General features: G+C 72.8%; 17 protein-coding genes (1 of these 17 running past the window's edge). 9 read left to right on the top strand and 8 right to left on the bottom strand.

Going from position 1 to position 18,439, the window contains the following annotated elements; all coding sequences use genetic code 11:
- Window positions 1–130 precede the first annotated feature (130 nt).
- Complete coding sequence (locus OG917_RS05360) at window positions 131–547, bottom strand: hypothetical protein (RefSeq protein WP_443058911.1); 417 nt, start codon at window positions 545–547, stop codon at window positions 131–133.
- A gap of 377 nt (window positions 548–924) precedes the next feature.
- Between OG917_RS05360 and OG917_RS05355 the strand changes: the two genes are divergently transcribed.
- From OG917_RS05355 to OG917_RS05340, 4 genes are read left to right on the top strand one after another with little or no spacing between them, the layout of a single operon-like run.
- A complete protein-coding gene (locus OG917_RS05355; protein WP_328316371.1) occupies window positions 925–3,534 on the top strand; it encodes a nitrate- and nitrite sensing domain-containing protein in 2,610 nt (869 codons plus the stop codon).
- A complete protein-coding gene (locus tag OG917_RS05350) occupies window positions 3,531–3,968 on the top strand; it encodes a roadblock/LC7 domain-containing protein (RefSeq protein ID WP_328316370.1) in 438 nt (145 codons plus the stop codon). The genes OG917_RS05355 and OG917_RS05350 overlap by 4 nt, the downstream gene beginning before the upstream one ends.
- Before the next feature lie 9 nt (window positions 3,969–3,977).
- Window positions 3,978–4,376 carry a DUF742 domain-containing protein gene (locus tag OG917_RS05345; RefSeq protein WP_328316369.1) on the top strand — a complete coding sequence of 133 codons (399 nt, stop codon included), beginning with the start codon at window positions 3,978–3,980 and terminating at the stop codon, window positions 4,374–4,376.
- Window positions 4,357–4,962 (top strand): GTP-binding protein, encoded by a 606-nt coding sequence (locus OG917_RS05340; RefSeq protein ID WP_328316368.1) that lies wholly within the window; start codon window positions 4,357–4,359, stop codon window positions 4,960–4,962. The genes OG917_RS05345 and OG917_RS05340 overlap by 20 nt, the downstream gene beginning before the upstream one ends.
- 63 nt (window positions 4,963–5,025) lie before the next feature.
- On the opposite strand, the gene OG917_RS05335 is transcribed toward OG917_RS05340, so the two are convergent.
- The 3 genes from OG917_RS05335 to OG917_RS05325 form a co-directional block, all read right to left on the bottom strand.
- Window positions 5,026–6,216, bottom strand: coding sequence for a lipid-transfer protein (locus tag OG917_RS05335; protein ID WP_328316367.1), 1,191 nt, complete (start codon window positions 6,214–6,216; stop codon window positions 5,026–5,028).
- Window positions 6,213–6,674: a Zn-ribbon domain-containing OB-fold protein gene (locus tag OG917_RS05330; protein ID WP_328316366.1), complete on the bottom strand. Its 462-nt coding sequence runs from the start codon at window positions 6,672–6,674 to the stop codon at window positions 6,213–6,215. The genes OG917_RS05335 and OG917_RS05330 overlap by 4 nt, the downstream gene beginning before the upstream one ends.
- Before the next feature lie 75 nt (window positions 6,675–6,749).
- Window positions 6,750–7,097, bottom strand: a complete 348-nt coding sequence (locus OG917_RS05325; RefSeq protein ID WP_328316365.1) for a DUF962 domain-containing protein — start codon at window positions 7,095–7,097, stop codon at window positions 6,750–6,752.
- Between the two features lie 155 nt (window positions 7,098–7,252).
- On the opposite strand from OG917_RS05325, the gene OG917_RS05320 reads away from it, so the two are divergent.
- On the top strand, window positions 7,253–7,897 hold the full coding sequence (locus OG917_RS05320) for a dihydrofolate reductase family protein (protein ID WP_328316364.1): 645 nt from the start codon (window positions 7,253–7,255) through the stop codon (window positions 7,895–7,897).
- 2 nt (window positions 7,898–7,899) lie between these two features.
- Here the strand turns inward: OG917_RS05320 and OG917_RS05315 are convergent, their stop codons facing one another.
- A complete protein-coding gene (locus OG917_RS05315; RefSeq protein ID WP_328316363.1) occupies window positions 7,900–8,763 on the bottom strand; it encodes a M15 family metallopeptidase in 864 nt (287 codons plus the stop codon).
- Between the two features lie 63 nt (window positions 8,764–8,826).
- On the opposite strand from OG917_RS05315, the gene OG917_RS05310 reads away from it, so the two are divergent.
- A complete protein-coding gene (locus OG917_RS05310; RefSeq protein ID WP_328316362.1) occupies window positions 8,827–9,348 on the top strand; it encodes an NUDIX domain-containing protein in 522 nt (173 codons plus the stop codon).
- Between the two features lie 6 nt (window positions 9,349–9,354).
- Here the strand turns inward: OG917_RS05310 and OG917_RS05305 are convergent, their stop codons facing one another.
- Window positions 9,355–11,709: a glycoside hydrolase family 31 protein gene (locus OG917_RS05305; protein ID WP_328316361.1), complete on the bottom strand. Its 2,355-nt coding sequence runs from the start codon at window positions 11,707–11,709 to the stop codon at window positions 9,355–9,357.
- A 217-nt stretch (window positions 11,710–11,926) separates the two neighbouring features.
- Between OG917_RS05305 and OG917_RS05300 the strand changes: the two genes are divergently transcribed.
- Entirely contained in the window at window positions 11,927–13,906 is a 1,980-nt protein-coding gene (locus OG917_RS05300; protein WP_328316360.1) for an acetoacetate--CoA ligase, read from the top strand.
- Window positions 13,907–13,940: 34 nt separating this feature from the next.
- Here OG917_RS05300 and OG917_RS05295 read toward each other — a convergent pair whose 3' ends face one another.
- Window positions 13,941–15,260 carry a GntR family transcriptional regulator gene (locus tag OG917_RS05295; protein WP_328316359.1) on the bottom strand — a complete coding sequence of 440 codons (1,320 nt, stop codon included), beginning with the start codon at window positions 15,258–15,260 and terminating at the stop codon, window positions 13,941–13,943.
- Between the two features lie 45 nt (window positions 15,261–15,305).
- Between OG917_RS05295 and OG917_RS05290 the strand changes: the two genes are divergently transcribed.
- Both OG917_RS05290 and OG917_RS05285 read left to right on the top strand, forming a co-directional pair.
- Window positions 15,306–16,580, top strand: a complete 1,275-nt coding sequence (locus OG917_RS05290; protein ID WP_328316358.1) for an MFS transporter — start codon at window positions 15,306–15,308, stop codon at window positions 16,578–16,580.
- Between the two features lie 22 nt (window positions 16,581–16,602).
- Window positions 16,603–17,487 (top strand): hypothetical protein, encoded by an 885-nt coding sequence (locus OG917_RS05285; RefSeq protein WP_328316357.1) that lies wholly within the window; start codon window positions 16,603–16,605, stop codon window positions 17,485–17,487.
- A gap of 73 nt (window positions 17,488–17,560) precedes the next feature.
- Here the strand turns inward: OG917_RS05285 and ptsP are convergent, their stop codons facing one another.
- Window positions 17,561–18,439, bottom strand: the 3' portion of a protein-coding gene (ptsP, locus tag OG917_RS05280) for a phosphoenolpyruvate--protein phosphotransferase (protein WP_328316356.1). It continues 792 nt past the right edge of the window; only the last 879 of its 1,671 coding nucleotides appear in the window; its start codon lies beyond the right edge, outside the window; its stop codon occupies window positions 17,561–17,563.

Below are 18,439 nucleotides of genomic sequence, written 5' to 3'. Positions count from 1 at the left end.
CCGCCCGCCCGGGCCCCGGTCCGCCGGGCTGCCGCCCGCCCGGGCCCGGCGGTCTGAAGTCCCCTGACGGCCCTTCGAGGGGACAGCCCCCCCGGTGGGCCCCGGTGGGCCCGGTGGGGCCCCGGAAGGCTCAGGACTGGGGCGACAGCCGGCCGCCGCGGCCCCCTCGTATCGGCTCGGCGTCCCTCTCCTCCCGGGGTGCCGAACGCCGCGCCGCCCGCCGCTCCCTGCGGAGGCGGCGGGCGGTACTGCTCGGAACGGACGTCACGCCATGGCGCTGGATCCACACCTGCCGGGTGATCCACACGTCCAGCACGGCCCAGGTCGCGACGACCGTGCTCACCACACTGCTCAGCACCATCGGGAAGGCCAGCCAGGAGCCCGCCACGGTGGAGAGGAAGGCCGTCACCGCCTGTATGAGCGTGACGGACACGATGATCACGGCACGCACCGCGCTCCCACGCACCGGATCAGGCAGCCGGGTACGCCCCACGGGCTCCTCGACCCACAGCGTCCGCGGCCGGGGCCCGTCCTCTTCGATGGCCATGCTCTTTTCACCCTCGACCTTCACGCCTCGGCGCTGTCCGACTCCAGAACGGATGCCCGGCTTGCGTTGGTTCAAGCGTCCCCGCCCCCGGTGCGCCCCTCGTACGCAAGGACGAACAACTCGCCCCAAAGATTCCCGCCGTTCATAGAATTCCAGCCATCTGCGCAGGGGTGGAAAATGCCGTCCTGCCAGGGTTCTCTCACCCGATCAGGGAAGACGATCTGCTGGGATACCAGGACAAGGCATGATCAACGACTTTTCGCACGGCTGAAAATAGTCCGGACGTCCCTTCGAGTTGCCCGTGTGTCAGTAGTAGGCTCACGCCGTTTGTTGACGGAACACCACCCCCGCCGGGCGGGGTTGAGCTGGGGGAGGCCATGCGCTTTCGCGGGAAGTCCATCCGCCGGAAGATCGTGGCGCTGTTGCTGGTCCCACTTGTCGCATTGACGGTGATCTGGACCTTCGCCGTCTACCTGACCGGTCGCGACGCCCTGCAACTGATGCGCGCGGGAACCGTCTACAGCAAGGTGGCCCGCCCACTCGTCGACTCCCTGCAGGAGGTCGAGGCGGAACGCTCCCTGACCCTGCGCCAGTTGGTCGACCCGGGTGCCTCGGACCTCCAGTCCGCGCTGCGCACCCAGCGGGCCGGCACGGACGCGGCCCTGGACCGGCTGCGCCGCAGTGCGCAGGGGAGCGACGCCCGTTCCGCGCTGGGCGACGAGTCCGGACAGCAACTGCGCGGCGTCATGGACGGATTCGCCGGGCTCGCCTCGCTGCGGCACAACGCCGGCGAGCACGAGGTGACACGCCGCGAGGCCTACGACCAGTACAACCGCCTCTGCGACCAGGCGCTCGACTTCCTCGTCGACCTGCCCACCCTGGAGAACTCCGCGCTCGACAAGGAGGCGCGTGGCCTCGTCGGGATCAGCAGGGCCCGGGAGGCCCTCTCGCGTGAGGACGCACTGCTCGGCTCCGCCCTCACATCGGGGCGGCTCGACCCCCGGGACCTGCGCGACATCTCCGACCTGGTCACCGCCCGCACGATGTACTACACGGTCAGCCTGCCCTCGCTGCCCGGCCAGGAGGGCGACGCCTTCAGCTCCTACTGGAGCGGCCCCGCGACCATTCCGGTGCGCACCACCGAGTCCACGGCGATCGGCAAGAACCCCGGAAGCTCCACCATCACCGGCTCCGCGGCCCGCTGGACCACCGACGCAGGCAGGACACTCGGCCACCTCGACACCCTGGGGAGCGCCGCGCGCGCCGACTTCCAGGACCGCGTGAAGCCGGCCACCGTCCGTGTCGTCGCCAAGGCCGGGATTGCCGCCCTGCTCGGAATCGGCGGGCTCCTGGTCTCGCTCGTCGTCTCCGTGCGTATCGGGCGCGAACTGGTCCGCGACCTCAGCCGGCTGCGCAAGGAGGCCCACGAGGTCTCGGGGGTGCGGCTGCCCGGGGTGATGCGCCGCCTCGCCGCCGGGGAGCAGGTCGACATCGAGACCGAGGCACCGCGGCTGGAGTACGCGAAGGACGAGGTCGGCCAGGTGGGCCTGGCGCTCAACACCGTCCAGCGCGCCGCCGTCGAGGCAGCGGTACGCCAGGCGGACCTGCGCCGCGGGGTCTCCGACGTCTTCGTGAACCTCGCCCGGCGCAACCAGGTCCTGCTGCACCGCCAGCTGACGCTGCTCGACAGCATGGAACGCCGTACGGAGGACACCGAGGAACTGGCCGACCTGTTCCGCCTCGACCACCTCACCACCCGTATGCGGCGGCACGCCGAGGGCCTGGTGATCCTTTCCGGGGCCTCCCCGTCCCGGCAGTGGCGCAAGCCGGTGCAGCTGATGGACGTCGTGCGCGCGGCGGTCGCCGAGGTCGAGGACTACGAGCGGATCGAGGTACGGCGGCTGCCGAGGATCGGGGTCGGCGGCCCGGCCGTCGCGGACCTGACCCACCTCATCGCCGAACTCCTCGAAAACGCCACGGTGTTCTCCCCGCCGCACACGGCGGTGCAGGTACTGGGCGAGCGGGTCGCCAACGGTTTCACCCTGGAGATCCACGACCGCGGCCTCGGTATCGCGCCCGAGGCGCTGCTCGACGCCAATCTCCGGCTCGCCGAGACACCGGAGTTCGAGCTGTCGGACACCGACCGGCTCGGACTCTTCGTGGTGAGCAGGCTCGCCCAGCGGCAGAACGTCCGGGTCTCGCTCCAGCCCTCGCCGTACGGCGGCACCACGGCCGTCGTCTTCATCCCGGTGGCGCTGCTCACCGATGCGCCGGACACCGAATCCCCGGACCCCTCGGGCGTCGCGGGGTCGGGAACCGACGGCAGTGGCTTCCGCTCCGACCGGCGGTTCGCGCACCGGACCGGGACACGCTCCGGGCTCGCTCCGGTGCCGGCCGCGGGGCGCACACCGGTCTCCGTCATCGACGGCCCGGTCGAACTGGAGCCCCCCGTCGACCCGGTGACGTCCGACGACTCGGGGGACCTGGGTGACGAGGACAGCGCGCCGGGCGGGATCTTCCGCAACCGGGCGGTGGCCCCCGCGCCCGACCAGCACCAGCAGACCCCGGACGAAGGGGCGGCGCCGCAGGGTGCCACCCGCCCCACCGGCCCGGTCGGACTGCCCCGGCGCCGCAAGCCCGGACAGCCGACCCTCGTCTCCGACCACGGGCGCCGGGTCGACCGCCCGGGACCGCCGCGGACCGGCCCCCCGGCGGCGGCAGGACCCGACGGGCTGCCCCGCCGGGTGCGCCAGGCGAACCTCGCCCCGCAGCTGAGGGGCGCGCCCGCGCCCGCCGCGGGACCGCCGGCGGCGGACGAGGACGAGCGCGACGCCGACGAGGTACGCAGCCGCATGGCGTCGCTCCAGCGGGGCTGGCAGCGGGGGCGCCGCGACAACTCCGCGCAGGAGTCGGCAGAATCAGCCGCAGTCGGCACCGGACCGGCCGACACAGCACCAGGAACCACATCGGAGGGGACCGGTCGATGACCGTACCGAACGCAGCAGCACACATGGCCGCAGGGGGCCCGGGCGAGCTCAACTGGCTCCTCGACGAGCTCGTCGACAAGGTCGGCAGCATCCGCAAGGCGCTGGTCCTCTCCGGGGACGGTCTTGCGACCGGCACGTCGAAGGACCTGACCCGCGAGGACGGCGAGCACCTGGCGGCCGTCGCCTCCGGCTTCCACAGCCTGGCCAAGGGCGTGGGGCGCCACTTCGAGGCGGGCAAGGTCCGCCAGACCGTGGTCGAGCTGGACGAGGCCTTCCTCTTCATCACGGCGGCGGGCGACGGCAGCTGTCTGGCCGTGCTCTCCGACGCGGACTCGGACGTCGGCCTGGTGGCGTACGAGATGACACTGATGGTGAAGCGGGTCGGTGCCCACCTCGCGACGGCCCCGCGGAGCGGGCTCACCGCGGGAGGGTGAGGGGGCGACATGAGCGAAGCGGGCCGGCCACCGGCGCACCACTGGTTCGACGACGACGCGGGTCCCGTGGTCCGGCCGTACGCGATGACGCGCGGCCGGACCGGCGCCGGCGCCGGTCACCGTCTCGATCTGATCGCACTGGTCGTCCCGGAGCCGGCCGCCGACGATCCGGGCCGGGACCGGACGCTCTCGCCCGAGCACGTGGACATCGTCGAGCGGTGCAGCACGGCGCCGCAGTCCATCGCCGAACTGGCGGCGGACTTCGATCTGCCCGTCGGAGTGGTGCGGGTCCTGGTCGGCGATCTCGTCGACGACGCACTCGTCCGTGTCACCCAGCCCGTCCCGCCGGCGGAACTGCCGGACGTCAGCATTCTTCGTGAGGTAATCAATGGCCTTCGGGCGCTCTAGCCGCAACCAGAAGTTCGTCGAACCGGTGACCCTCAAGATCCTGGTGGCGGGCGGCTTCGGCGTGGGCAAGACCACCCTGGTGGGCGCGGTCAGCGAGATCAGGCCGCTGCGTACCGAGGAGACCCTGAGCGAGGCGGGCCGCCCGGTGGACTCCACCGACGGGGTGGAGCAGAAGACCACCACCACGGTGGCCATGGACTTCGGGCGGATCACGCTCAAGGAGGACCTGGTCCTCTATCTCTTCGGCACGCCGGGGCAGGACCGCTTCTGGTTCCTCTGGGACGAGCTGGCCCAGGGCGCGCTGGGTGCCGTCGTCCTCGCGGACACCCGCCGTCTGGAGGACTGCTTCGCGGCCGTCGACTACTTCGAGCGGCGCTCCGTCCCGTTCACCGTGGCTGTCAACTGCTTCGACGGGGCCGACCGTTATCCGGGGGAGACGGTCCGCTCGGCGCTGGACCTCGACCCGGGCGTCCCCGTCCTGATGTGCGACGCCCGGGACCGGGAGACGGTGAAGGACGTCCTGGTGACCGTCGTGGAGCACGCCATGGCCCTCGCGTCCCGGGCCCGCGTGCACGCCGTCACCTGAGCCCTGCCGGCACCCCCGCCGGGCGCCCGCGTCCTGTCGGCCGGTACGCCCCGCGCCCGCGCGTCAGGCGACGGCGATCACCGACGACCCGTGCCCGAACAGCCCCTGGTTGGCGGTGACCGCGGCCCGCGCGCCCGGCACCTGACGTGCCCCCGCCTGGCCGCGCAGCTGCCAGGTCACCTCACAGACCTGCGCGATGGCCTGAGCGGGCACCGCCTCACCGAAGGACGCCAGGCCGCCGCTGGTGTTGACCGGGACGCGACCACCGAGCGCGGTCGCACCCCCGCGTACGAGCCCCGCGCCCTCGCCCGCCGCGCAGAGCCCGATGTCCTCGTACCACTCCAGCTCCAGTGCGGTCGACAGGTCGTAGACCTCCGCCAGCGAGATGTCCTCGGGGCCGATCCCCGCCTCCTCGTACGCGGCACGGGTGAGGGCCGCGCGGAAGGGCTCCGCGGGGGCCGGCGCGGCGGTGGACGAGTCGGTGGCGATGTCCGGCAGGTCGAGGACGGTCCTGGGGTACACCGGGCTGACGGTGGAGACCGCACGGATACGGACGGGGTCGGGCGCCCCGTGCCGGCGGGCGAAATCCATGCTGGTCAGCACGAGAGCGGCCGCACCGTCGGAGGTCGCGCAGATGTCGAGCAGCCGCAGCGGGTCGGCGACCACCGGGGACCCGGCGACGTCGTCGAGCGTGACCGGCCTGCGGTAGCGGGCGCCGGGGTTGAGCGCGCCGGCCGCCGCGTTCTTGACCTTCACCCGAGCGAAGTCCTCCAGGGTGTCGCCGTACAGGGCCATCCGGCGGCGCGCGTACAGCGCGAAGTACGCCGGGTTGGTGGCCCCCAGCACCCGGAACCGCAGCCAGTCCGGGTCGTCGGGCCGCTCGCCGCCCGCGGGGGCGAAGAACCCCTTCGGTGCGGAGTCCGCACCGACCACCAGCGCCACATCCGCCATACCCGCGAGGATCTGCGCCCTGGCCGTGCTGATGGCCTGCGCCCCGGAGGCGCAGGCCGCGTACACGCTGGTGACCCGCGCTCCCTGCCAGCCGAGCGCCCGCGCGAAGGTCGCGCCCGCCACGTACCCGGGATAGCCGCAGCGCACGGTGCCGGCGCCGACCACCGACTGCACGTCCCGCCAGTCGATGCCGGCGTCGGCGAGCGCGGTACGGGCCGCCGCTGCCCCGTACTCGACGAAGCTCCGCCCCCACTTGCCCCACGGGTGCATCCCGGCGCCGAGCACCGCGACGTCGCCGGTCACGAGAGCGCCTCCGGCGCCCGCACCGGCCGCCAGTGCCAGGTCGTCCAGGTGGTGTCGGTGTCCTCATTGAGCACGCCGGGCACGGCCTCCACGAGGGCCCCGACCGCCAGATCCGCGAGTGTCACGCCCGGCGCGGCCTGCCCCAGTACGACCATGCCCTCCGCCGCGAGCTCGACGGCGACGAGGACGTACGGCTCCCACCGGGCGCCCGGATCGGAGACGTACGGTGCGGGCGGCCGGTACCGGCCGTCGGTGTACGACCAGACCCGGCCATGCTTGGACAGCGGCACCTCGGCCAGCTCTCCGCCCGGACAGCCCGGGTTGCGGCAGAAGGCGTCCTCACGCGGGAAGAAGACGGCGGAGCAGGCCGAGCAGCGGGTACCCAGCAGCCGGAAGCCGTCATCCCCCGCGTCGGGTGTGAACCATCCGGCCACTACGGGTGTGCGCGTGCGCGTCAAAACCCCTCCCGGCATCAGCAAGCTGACGGAACGTCAGAAGTGTGCCACGGGCGGGCTGTTCTCCGCGAGACGCGGTCAGCCGTTCTCCGCGAGCCAGGTGGCCGCGGTGGCGGCCAGTTCGTGGTCCCGGCCCGCCAGCATCATCCGGATCATCTGCGCATCGCCCCGGAGCGACCAGAGCGGGTGCCCGAAGGTCGCGGGGTTGTTCCCTTCGATGAGGAAGTGCGCGGGCCAGGCGGTTCCGTAGCCGATGAGCGGCAGCGCTGCCGCGTACCGCTTCCGTCCGCGTGCCAGCCCGCAGGCGGTCACCGCCAGCCCGGTGAGTGTGCCGCCCAGATGCACCCACCGGGTTGCCGCACGCGAGTGCATCGCGACGTAATAGGGCCAGAACTCCTCGTACGAATCCCATGTCTGCTGTGTCATGGGGAGACGGTAGGCGCCAGGGAGGCACCGGGAGAAGTGGCGTCCTGCGCTCCGCCTGGACGCGGCGATGAGTTTTCCCGGCCCGGCAGGTCTCACCACCGATGTCGACAGCCCGGCCCAGCCCGGCCCAGTACAGCCCAGCACAGGAGGAACCCATGGCTCAGCTGCTGAGAGTCCAGAACTTCAATGTCTCCAGTGACGGAATCGGGGCGGGCGAGGACCAGACACTCGAAAGACCGTTCGGCCATGTCGATCCCGGGACGCTGTTCGCCTGGGCCGGCGCCACGGCGAGCTGGCCCATGCGCACCGAGCCCGGCGGGAGCCGCGGCCTGGACGACTACCTGACGCGTGACTACGCGCGCAACATCGGAGCCGAGATCATGGGCCGGAACAAGTTCGGCCCCCAGCGCGGCCCCTGGCAGGACCACGAGTGGCAGGGCTGGTGGGGCGACGAGCCTCCGTTCCGTACTCCTGTCTTCGTCCTGACCCACCACAGGCGTCCGGCACTCACCCTGGGCGACACCACGTTCCACTTCGTCGACGGCGACCCCGCCACGGTCCTTGCGCAGGCGCGGGAGGCCGCGCAGGGCAAGGACGTCCGGCTCGGCGGCGGGGTCACCACCGTCAGGGAGTTCCTCGACGCAGGCCTCGTCGACACCCTGCACGTGGCGATCTCGCCGGTGAAGCTCGGGTCCGGTCTGCGGCTCTGGGACTCCCCGGACGAGCTGCTCGACCGGTTCCACTCGGATGTGGTTCCCAGCCCGAGCGGGGTGACCCACCACCTGTTCTGGCGGCGCTGACCTCAACCGGCCGGCCGGGCGCCTGCCGGGGAGGGCGGGAGGACGGCCCCGGTGGCGCCGCGGTGCCCGGCCACCGAGCGCCGGGCGACGGGGAAGTCGAAGTAGCTGTCCGGGTGCGTCTCCGGCTGGTAGGTGAAGTGCCACCACTCCTCGGGGAGGTTGACGAAGCCCACCGCGCCGAGTGCGGTGCGCAGCATGTCGCGGCCGGCGCGCTGCGCCCCCGTGATCCGCGGGTCGTCCGTGTGCGCGAGGGTGTCGAAACAGTCGAACCCGGTCCCCATGTCGATCGAGTTGTCCGGGAACCGCTGTGCCTTCGGTGCGTAGCAGGGGGCCAGCGGCTGTCCGCGGCGGTAGGGGCGCGTCGGCAGGGCCGGCAGCCTCACCAGGGTGAGATCCATGGTGCTGCCGCGGCTGTGCCCGGACTTCTCCGCGATGTAACCGTCGGCGAAGAGCCGCGACTTGTCGACCCTCGGATAGAACTCCGCCTTCATCGCGAGGGCGCCGGGATCGCCGGCCCAGCGCACGAACGCGTCGACGGCGCGCTGCGGCCGGTAGCAGTCGTAGACCTTGAGCGAGTACCCCTGCCGCAGCAGCTTCGTCTGGGCGCGGTGCAGGGCCCGGGCGGCCGGGCGGGTGAGGATGCACAGGGGCTGGTCGTAACCGTCGACCGGTTCGCCCGTGAAGTTGTGCTCGTAGGGGTAGCGCATCTCCTGGATGACCGTCGGGTCCACGGAGCGCAGCGAGACGAAGTCCCGGGGCGCCCGGGGCTCCTGCTGCGCCCCGGCGGCCGGGGTGACAGTGGAGAGGGCGAACAGGGCGGCGGCGGCCAGGGCCAGGGAGCGCGGGGCGGAGGTCAGTCGTGTCATGGGCATTCCATCTATCAGCTGAACGGCCCGGAGGGGAAGCACGATCGGCTACAGTCCGCGCTCATGGACGAGCCTTACGCCGAGCCTGTCAGGGATTCCCACTGTTCGAGCTGTGGCGCTCCGTTCGCCACCGCCGGCTGGCCCCGCACCTGCCCCTCCTGCGGGACGACCGCCTACCGCAACCCGCTGCCTGTCGCCGTCGCCCTGCTGCCCGTGCGGGACGCGCGGGGAACCGGACTCACCGTCATCACCCGGACCAACGAGCCGCAGCCCGGTGGGATCGCGCTGCCCGGCGGCTTCGTGGACTCCCCCGAGACCTGGCAGCACGCCGTCGTGCGGGAACTGCGGGAGGAGACGGGCATCCTCGCCCGCGCGCAGGACGTGCGGCTGGCCGACGCGCTCAGCTCGCCGGACGGGCATCTGCTCCTCTTCGGGCTGCTCCCGGAGCAGGACGCGGCCATGCTCCCGGCGTCCAGGCCCACCGATGAGACCGCCGGGTGGCACATCCTGCGGGCCGCGACGGATCTCTGCTTCCCGCTGCACACCGCGGCCGTCCGGAGCTGGTTCGCCGGGCGCTACAGCTGACCCGCGCTACGCGTCCAGGCCCCGCACCCGCACCGGACACCCGGGCTCCACCGAACCCTCCGCCACCACCCGCCCGACCACGACCCGCCCGTCCTCCAGCGCGGTGGTGTAGCGCTCGACCTCCGGTTCCGCCCACCCATCACCGGCGTCCCGTACGACCAGCCCGCCCCCGGTCCGCCCAACGGCGGGTGCCCAGACCTCCAGCTCCAGTCCGCCGTCCGCACCGCGCACCGGGATCACCGAACCGGCCCGCGCCAGGACCGGCACCCGCGACAGGGGCGCCTCAAGCACCACCTGCCCCGGCCCCTCATGGGCCGCACCGGTCGCCGTGTCGTACCACCGCCCCCTCGGCAGCCGCACCGCCCTGCGGTCGCCGCCGCGTTCCAGGACCGGGGCCACCAGCAGACTCTCGCCGAGCAGGAAGGCGTCCTCGCAGTCCCGCAGGGCGCGGTCCTCCGGCGAACCCCACCAGACGGGCCGCACATACGGGGCTCCGGACAGCCGGGACAGCTGCGCCAGCGTCACGAAGTACGGGTGCAGCCGCTCCCGTTCGAGCAGCGCCGCTCTCGCGTGCTCCAGCGTCCGCGCGCCGAACTCCCACGGCTCCCTGCGCCCGGCCCGGATCGCCGAGTGGGTGCGCAGCAGCGGCAGGAAGGACGCCAGCTGGAGCCAGCGCAGATACAGCTCGGGGGACGGGCTGCCGTCGAAGCCGCCCACGTCAGGGCCCGAGTACGGCACCCCGCACAGCCCCAGGCCCAGCACCAGCGAGAGCGACGCGCGCAGCCCCGGCCACCCCGTCGTCACATCGCCCGACCAGGTGCCCCCGTACCGCTGCATCCCCGCCCATCCGGAGCGCGAGAACAGGAAGGGCCGCTCGTCCGGGCGCAGCGCCCGCAGCCCCTCGTAGCCGGCGCGCGCCATCGCCAGTCCGTAGACGTTGTGCGCCTCCCGGTGGTCGCCGCCGCGGCCCTCCAGGGCGTGCCGTGCCGACAGCGGCAGCGTCGGATCGCCGAACGGGAGGATGGACGCGGGCTCGTTCATGTCGTGCCAGAAACCGGCGAAGCCCTGCGCCAGCCGCTCCTCGTACAGTCCGCCCCACCAGGTGCGCACATGCGGCGCCGTGAAATCGGGGTACACACACGCGCCCGGCCACACGACGCCCCGGGCAGCCCCGCCCCGCACGTCCCCGACGAAGGCGCCCGCGGCCAGCCCGTCCTCGTACACGCGGTTGCCCGGCTCGGCCTTCACCGCCGGATCGACGATCGAGACCAGCCGCACACCGTCCCGCCTGAGCTCTGCGGCGAGACCGGGAAGATCGGGGAACCGCTCGCCGTCGACGGTGAAGACCCGGTGGCGGTCGTAGTGGTCGATGTCCAGGTGCAGCGCCGTCAGCGGCAGCCCGTGCTCCCGGTATCCGGCGACCACCCTGCGGACCTCCCGCGCGCTGCCGAAACCCCATCGCGCGTGCTGCGGGCCCAGCGCCCAGGACGGCGGGAGCGCGGGCCGCCCGGTCAGCGCCGTCCAGCCGTGCAGGACCCGTGCGGGCGTGCCCGCCACCACCCAGCAGCGCAGCGGACCGCCGCCCATCCGCACCTCGCTCGAACCGGGCCTGTCGTGCCCGGAGCCGGCCCCCTCCTGGCCCTCGGCCAGCACCACCCGGCCCTCCCGCGTGGTGTCGTGGAAGACCAGATGGGTCCCCGCGTCGGCCACCACCAGCTGCACCGGCATGGTGATGTACAGCGGGTCGTCACCCGGCCCGAAGCCACCGCCAGGATCGGTGTTCCACAGGTGGTACGTGCCGTCGCGCAGCCGGGGCCCCGACGCGCGCCCGCCGAGCCCGAAGAAGCGCGCGTCGGCGGGGACCTCTGCCCGCTGCACCCAGCGCGCCGCGCCGCCGGACACCGGCTCCCACCAGCGGGGCGGCAGCTCACGCCGGATCCGCACACCGCCCGGGGTCAGGATCTCCACCGCCCCCTGCCGGGACACGGTGACGGTCACCCGCTCCGAGACCACCCGCCAGCCGCCGCCCTTGTCCGGTTCGAGGACGGCACGCGGGTCCGCTTCCGGGCATTCGCCTGCCAGCGCGTACGAGGGCGTCGGCCCGGCGCCGTCCCACCCCCAGAAGACCGCGCCGCCCACCGCGACCCGCACCAGCAGCTCGGAGCGGGTGAACCGGACGACACCGCCGCCCGGCCGGTGCTCCACACCGGTCACCTCACCGGGCACCCGCGCCCGCTCGGGGCCGCGCGGCGCGAGCGCCGCCGAGTCCGATAGCCGTCTGCGCAGGGCGGTGCGCAGGGCCAGCCGCCCCCGAGCCGAACCGAACGCCTTCACCGAGCGGACCAGGCCGCGACCGTCCATGCTGATCACACTGCCATCCCGGCCCCGGGGCGCGGGGGCCGTTCGAACGCCGTTCACCTTGCCTTTGACCAGATGTTCACCCTGCGGATGCGGTCCGGTCCGCCCTGGTGCGCAGGACGATCACATGGCATCGTCGCTGCCAGCCGCGTCACGCGCACACCCCTCGCACGTGCGCGCCCCACACGCACCACCACGCGTACAGCCCGGGAGCCGCCCCATGAACCCATCGAACGCCGCACCGCTCTGGCAGCCCAGCCAGGAACGGATCGACGGTGCCAGGATCACCCGCTTCCAGGCCTGGGCCGCCGAGCGGTACGGGGCCCCCGCCGGGGGAGGGTATGCCGAGCTGCACCGCTGGTCGGTGGAGGAGCTCGCGACCTTCTGGCAGGCGGTCGCCGACTGGTTCGACATCCGCTTCACCACCCCGTACGAGAGCGTGATCACCGATCGCTCGATGCCGGGTGCCCGCTGGTTCCCGGGCGCCACCGTCAACTACGCGGAGCACGCCCTGCGTACGGCCGCCGACCCGGCCAGGGCGGCCGAGCCCGCCCTGCTGCACGTCGACGAGAGCCAGGAGCCCCAGCCCGTCAGCTGGTCCGAACTGCGCCGTCAGGTGGGCGCGCTCGCGGCCGAACTGCGCGCACTGGGCGTACGCCCCGGCGACCGGGTCGGCGGCTATCTCCCCAACATCCCGCAGGCCGTCGCCGCGCTGCTCGCCACCGCGGCGGTCGGCGCGGTCTGGACCTCCTGCGCCCCCGACTTCGGCGCCCGCAGCGTCCTCGACCGCTTCCAGCAGGTCGAGCCGGTCGTCCTGTTCGCCGTCGACGGCTACCGGTACGGCGGCAAGTCCCACGACCGCCGTGAGACCGTCGCCGAACTCCGCGCCGAACTGCCCACCCTGCGAGCGGTCGTCCACGTCCCGCTGCTCGGCAGCCCCGCCCCGGAGGGTGCGCTCGACTGGTCGGCCGTGACCGCCGGGGACGCGGAGCCGGTGTTCGAGCAGGTTCCCTTCGAGCACCCGCTCTGGGTGCTGTTCTCCTCGGGGACGACCGGGCTCCCCAAGGCGATCGTGCAGTCCCAGGGCGGCATCCTGATCGAGCACTTCAAACAGCTCGGCCTGCACTGCGACCTCGGGCCGGGGGACCGCTTCTTCTGGTACACCTCGACCGGCTGGATGATGTGGAACTTCCTCGTCTCCGGCCTGCTCACGGGCACGACGATCGTCCTGTACGACGGCAGTCCGGGCTACCCGGGCACCGACGCGCAGTGGCGCATCGCCGAACGCACAGGCACCACGCTCTTCGGCACGTCCGCCGCCTATGTCATGGCCTGCCGCAAGGCGGACGTCCACCCGGCACGCGACCACGACCTCTCGGCCGTCAGGTGCGTCGCCACGACGGGCTCCCCGCTCCCGCCCGACGGTTTCCGCTGGCTCCATGACGAGGCGGGCGAAGACGTCTGGATCGCCTCCGTCAGCGGCGGTACGGACGTCTGCAGCTGCTTCGCCGGGGCCGTGCCCACCCTCCCCGTCCATATCGGCGAACTCCAGGCGGCGGGCCTCGGCACCGACCTCCAGGCCTGGGACCCGCAGGGCCGGCCGCTCATCGGCGAGGTCGGCGAGCTCGTCGTCACCAAGCCGATGCCCTCCATGCCGGTCCGGTTCTGGAACGACCCCGGCGGCAGCCGCTACGCCGGCAGCTACTTCGAGACGTACCCGGGGGTCTGGCGGCACGGCGACTGGATCACGATCACCGACCACGGCTCGGTGATCATCCACGGACGCTCGGACTCCACCCTCAACAGGCAAGGCGTCCGGATGGGGTCCGCCGACATCTACGAGGCGGTCGAACGGCTCCCGGAGATCCGCGAGTCACTGGTCATCGGGGTGGAGGAATCCGACGGCGGTTACTGGATGCCGCTCTTCGTCCACCTCACCGCGGGCACCTCCCTCGACGACGGACTGCGCCGGCGCATCGCGCAGACCATCCGCGAACAGCTCTCGCCGCGCCATGTGCCCGACGAGATCATCGAAGTCCCGGGGATCCCGCACACTCTCACCGGCAAGCGCATCGAGGTCCCGGTCAAACGGCTGCTCCAGGGCGCGGCACTCGACAGGGCGGTCAGCCCCGGCTCGGTCGACGATCCCGGACTGCTGCACTTCTACGAACGGCTGGCCCGCGACCGCAGGCACGGCTGAGGCCGCGGGCCCACGCGGACCGGCCGGACAGGACCTAACCCCCGTACGTGGCCTCGGACTCGCCCAGCACATCCGCGAAGTCCGAGGCCAGCCGGGCCGTGGCGGCGCCGGCCAGGGTGGCCGTCGTGATCCGTACGGCCGGGGGAGTGGCGATACGGAAGCGGGCGCCCGCGGCGATCCACCAGCCCCGCGACCTCATGCCGTTGACCACCGCAGACTCGTCCCGCACCGGCACCCAGACATTGAGCCCGCTCGCCCCGTGCGCGGCTACCCCCAGCTCCCCGAGCCGCGCGATCAGGGCTTCCCTGCGCTCGGTGTACGTCCGCCCGGCCTGTGCCACCAGAGTGCGCGCCGCCCGCCCGGACAGGGCGGGGGCGACCGTCTCCTGGAGCACATGGCTGACCCAGCCGGACGTCAGCAGCATCCGGCCGTCGTGGCGCGCCAGCGTCGTCGGGTCGCAGGCCACGGCCGCCCAGCGCAGATCGATTCCCAGGTGCTTGGACACGGTCCGTACGTGTGCCCAGCGGGCCAGGCCGCCGGAAGCCAGCAGGAACGGCGCCGCGCCTGAGACATCGGCGTTGTGGTCGTCCTCGACGACCAGCACGCCGGGATACCCGGCCAGCACCTCCAGCAGCGCCGCCCGCCGCCCGGCCGAGAAGCAGCCGCCGAGCGGGCTCTGCCCCCGCGGACTGCACACCAGGGCGCGCGCACCGGCCCGCAGCGCGGCCCGCAGCGCCTCCGGCCGGATTCCCTCGTCGTCCACAGTGACGGGGGCCGTCCGCAGCCCCAGCGCAGGGACGAGATCCAGGAGGTGATGGAAACCCGGATCCTCCACAGCGACCGTGTCGCCGGGCTTCAGCTCCACCGAGAGCAGCCGGGCCATACAGTCGAGCGCCCCGTGCGCGAAGGTCACATGGTCGTGCGGGACCCCGTCCCGCGCGAACCACTCCCGCGACAGCTCCTCCAGGGCGGGCAGCCGGGGTGAGCCGCGGTGCGAACCCTGCACGGGATCCACCCTCCGCGGGGGCGTCAGTACCGGGAGCAGCGCCGGATCGGGGAAACCGCCCGCCAGGTCACGCACCCCTGGCGGCACCTTCGGCGGGCGCCGCGAACCCACGGCCGGGGTCTGCGCCACCACGGTGCCGCCCCGCCCGCGGGTGATCACGATGCCGCGCTGCCGCAGCTCCCGGTAGGCGGTCGCGACCGTACCGGGACTCACACCGAGCCCGTCGGCGAGCCTGCGCACCGGAGGCAGGGCTGCTCCCGGGCCCAGGTGGCCCCCGGCCACGCCCTGTTCGACGGAAGCCGAAATCTCCCTGGCCGTCGTACCACTGATCCCATATTGTGTTGCCACGTAATCAACTATGTACCAGTACATATTCCGGGTCAAGGGGGAACCGTGAGTCCGAGCCTGAGCCGAGCCGCGCTGTACGCACGCATCCCGGGCGGCGACGACGGCCGCCGGATGCTCTGGATCACCCTCATCAACAAAGCGGGCACCGGACTCTGGATGGGCGCCGCCGCCCTCTACTTCACTCTCGTCGCCGGCCTCCCGGTCGCCGAGGTGGGCATCCTGATGGGGATATCGGGAACGGCGGGAATCGCCGGCGCACCGCTCGCCGGACACCTCGCCGACCGGTTCCCCCTCACCCGCGTCCTGGTGGCCGCGCAGGTGCAACAGGCACTGGCGCTCCTCGCCCTGCTCACCACACACGACTTCACACTGATGCTCCTCTGCTCAGCGGCCGGCAGCCTCGGCGACCGCGGCTCCAACGTCCTCACCAGGCTCTACTCGGCCCGGGTCGGCGGCGCCGACCGCATTCGCTACCAGGCTGTCCAGCGCACCGTCTCCAACGCCGGCTGGGGCATCGGCGGACTCGCCGCGGCGGCCACCCTCGGCCTCGGCACCACCCACGCCTACCAGGCCCTGCTCATCGGCAACGCCGTGTCCTACGCCGTGGTCGCCGCCCTCACCCTCCGCTGCGGCGAACCGAAGGCGCCCTCCCGGGTCGTCACCGGCTCGGGCACCCGCGCTTCCGCCGTTCCGCCGCCGAACCCCTGGCGCGACCGTACGTATCTCCTCTTCACCGCCACCGAGACGATGCTCTTCCTGGACGACGCGGTGCTGCAGGTCGGCATGCCGCTGTGGATCGTCCACGCCACCACGGCCCCGCACGGGCTGGCGCCCCTGCTGATGGTCCTCAACTGCGCGCTGGTCGTCTTCTGCCAGCTGCCGCTCTCCCGGTTCGCCGGTACCGCGCAGTCCGCCCGCCGGCTCCTGCTGCCCCTCGGCGGGTTCTTCACGGCCGGCTGCCTCGCGATGACCGCGTCCTCGCGAGGCAGCACCTGGACGGCCGTCAGCGCACTGGTCGTCGCCGCGATCGCACTGACCGTCGCGGAGATGCTGCACGCGACCGCCTCCTGGGAACTCTCCGTAGCCCTTGCCGCCGACGGCGCACAGGGCGCCTACCTCGGCGTGCACGGCCTCGCCTCCTCCGCCCAGCGCAGCGGCGGCCCCCTGCTCGTCACCGCGGTCATCGCCGCAGGCCCGGCCGCCTGGCCCGTGCTCGGCGCGGGCGTCGTCCTGACCTGCGCGGTACAGAGCCGCCTGGTGCGGTCCCGGCTGCCGGATCCAGCACTGTCAGTGCCCACGGTTACTGTGAGTGAGCATTGATCGATCGCGCTCAGGGGGAGTCATGGCGCAGACACACCGGACCGGATCCATGCGGCGGGCACTGCGCCGCGAAGCACCGAGCACCGTCGGCCTGCTGGCCGACGAGCAGGACTTCGCGGCGATGCGGCGCTACCGCACCTTCACCTTCGACGACCACCCGGCCTATCTCCAGCAGGTCGAGGGCCTGCTGCGTGCACTCGCCGCCGAGGAGGTCCACACGACGGTCGCCCTCTTCGACCCGGAGGAGTACGAGCAGTTCTGCACGACGGCCGGAATCGACCCCGACTCGGCCGCCAGCCGGACCCGCTTCACCGCCGGCATCGCTGCCAACGGGGCGACCGTCCCCTATACCGGGCAGCCCATCGACCGGCTGGTCCCGCTCCTCATCAACGCCGCGGTGTGCCGGGCCACCCTGGAGTACGCGACCCTCGTCCTCGCCGAGGCGGGGGAGTGCGCGGACTGCGGACAGGACATCGGTACGGCCTCCTTCGACCAGGCGTCCCACGCACTGAAGCGCCTGCTGGACGGCGCAGGTCCCGGGAGCCACCACCTCGTCTGCAGCATTCCCACCGAGGACGAACCACTTCTCGCGGTCCTGCACACGGAGACCGCCGAAGGCTCCCGGCCCCGGCTCGACCACACGGAGGGCGCCGCCTTCGTGACCGTGCTCGCCGCAGGCCTGGCGCTGGAGAGCGCGGGCGGGGTCGTCATCCGTACGACAGTGGCGGGCCAGGACGACCGGGTCCGTGGCTGGCGGCTCCAGCGCGGCAGGCTGACACCGCTCACCGCCGGGGAGGTGTTCAGCGCCTACTGCACCGATGCCCACACCGGCGATCCGGTGTCGCCGGAGCCGGGCGTCGACTACTGCGCGGGATACGCGATCATCCAGGACGGCCCCCCTCACTGACCGCCGACGCCGGAGGGGCTCCCCGCCGGACACGGCGGGAAGCCCCTCCACCCGGCGGCCGGGGACCGTGCGGCTACTCGCCGGACAGCACTCCCTGAGCGGCCCGGCGCGCCTCGTCCGCGGAATCCGCGGCGCGCGCCGCGGAAGCCGCGCGCTCGCACTGGGCGAGCGTGTGCTGCGCCAGCGTCGTGCGGACATACGGAAGAGCGGCGGCGCCCATGGAAAGACTGGTCACACCCAGACCGGTGAGCACACACGCCAGCAGCGGATCGGACGCGGCCTCACCGCAGACACCACAGCTCTTGTCCTCCGCCCGCGCGGCTTCGGCGGCCAGCGCCACCAGGTCGAGGAGTGCGGGCTGCCAGGGATCCTGCAGCCGCGACACCGCACCGACCTGCCGGTCCGCCGCAAAGGTGTACTGCGCCAGGTCGTTGGTGCCCAGCGAGAGGAATTCGACCTCCCGGAGGATGGAGCGCGCTCGAAGCGCTGCGGACGGGATCTCCACCATCGCGCCGAACTTGGCATGCAGCCCTGCCTCCCGGCAGGCGTCGGCGAACGCCTTGGCATCCGCCCGGTCGGCCACCATGGGCGCCATGACCTCCAGATACACCGGCAGCCCCTCGGCGGCCCTGGCCAGCGCGGTCAGCTGGGCGCGGAGCACATCGGGGTGGTCGAGGAGCGAACGCAGCCCCCGCACACCGAGAGCCGGGTTCGGCTCGTCGGCGGGCGTGAGGAAGTCCAGCGGCTTGTCGGCCCCGGCGTCCAGCACCCGCACGACCACCCGGCTCTCCGGAAACGCCTCAAGCACCGTGCGGTACGCCTCGACCTGCTTCGCCTCGGAGGGCGCCTTCGCCGAGTCGTCGAGGAACAGGAACTCGGTCCGGAAGAGCCCGATCCCCTCGGCGCCCGCCTCCAGCGCCGCGGCCACATCGCCCGGGCCGCCGATATTCGC

The organism is Streptomyces sp. NBC_00388 (assembly GCF_036061255.1).
Classification (GTDB): Bacteria; Actinomycetota; Actinomycetes; order Streptomycetales; family Streptomycetaceae; genus Streptomyces.
Note: the sequence above shows the minus strand (reverse complement) of the source record. Positions and strands in the feature narration are given on the sequence as shown.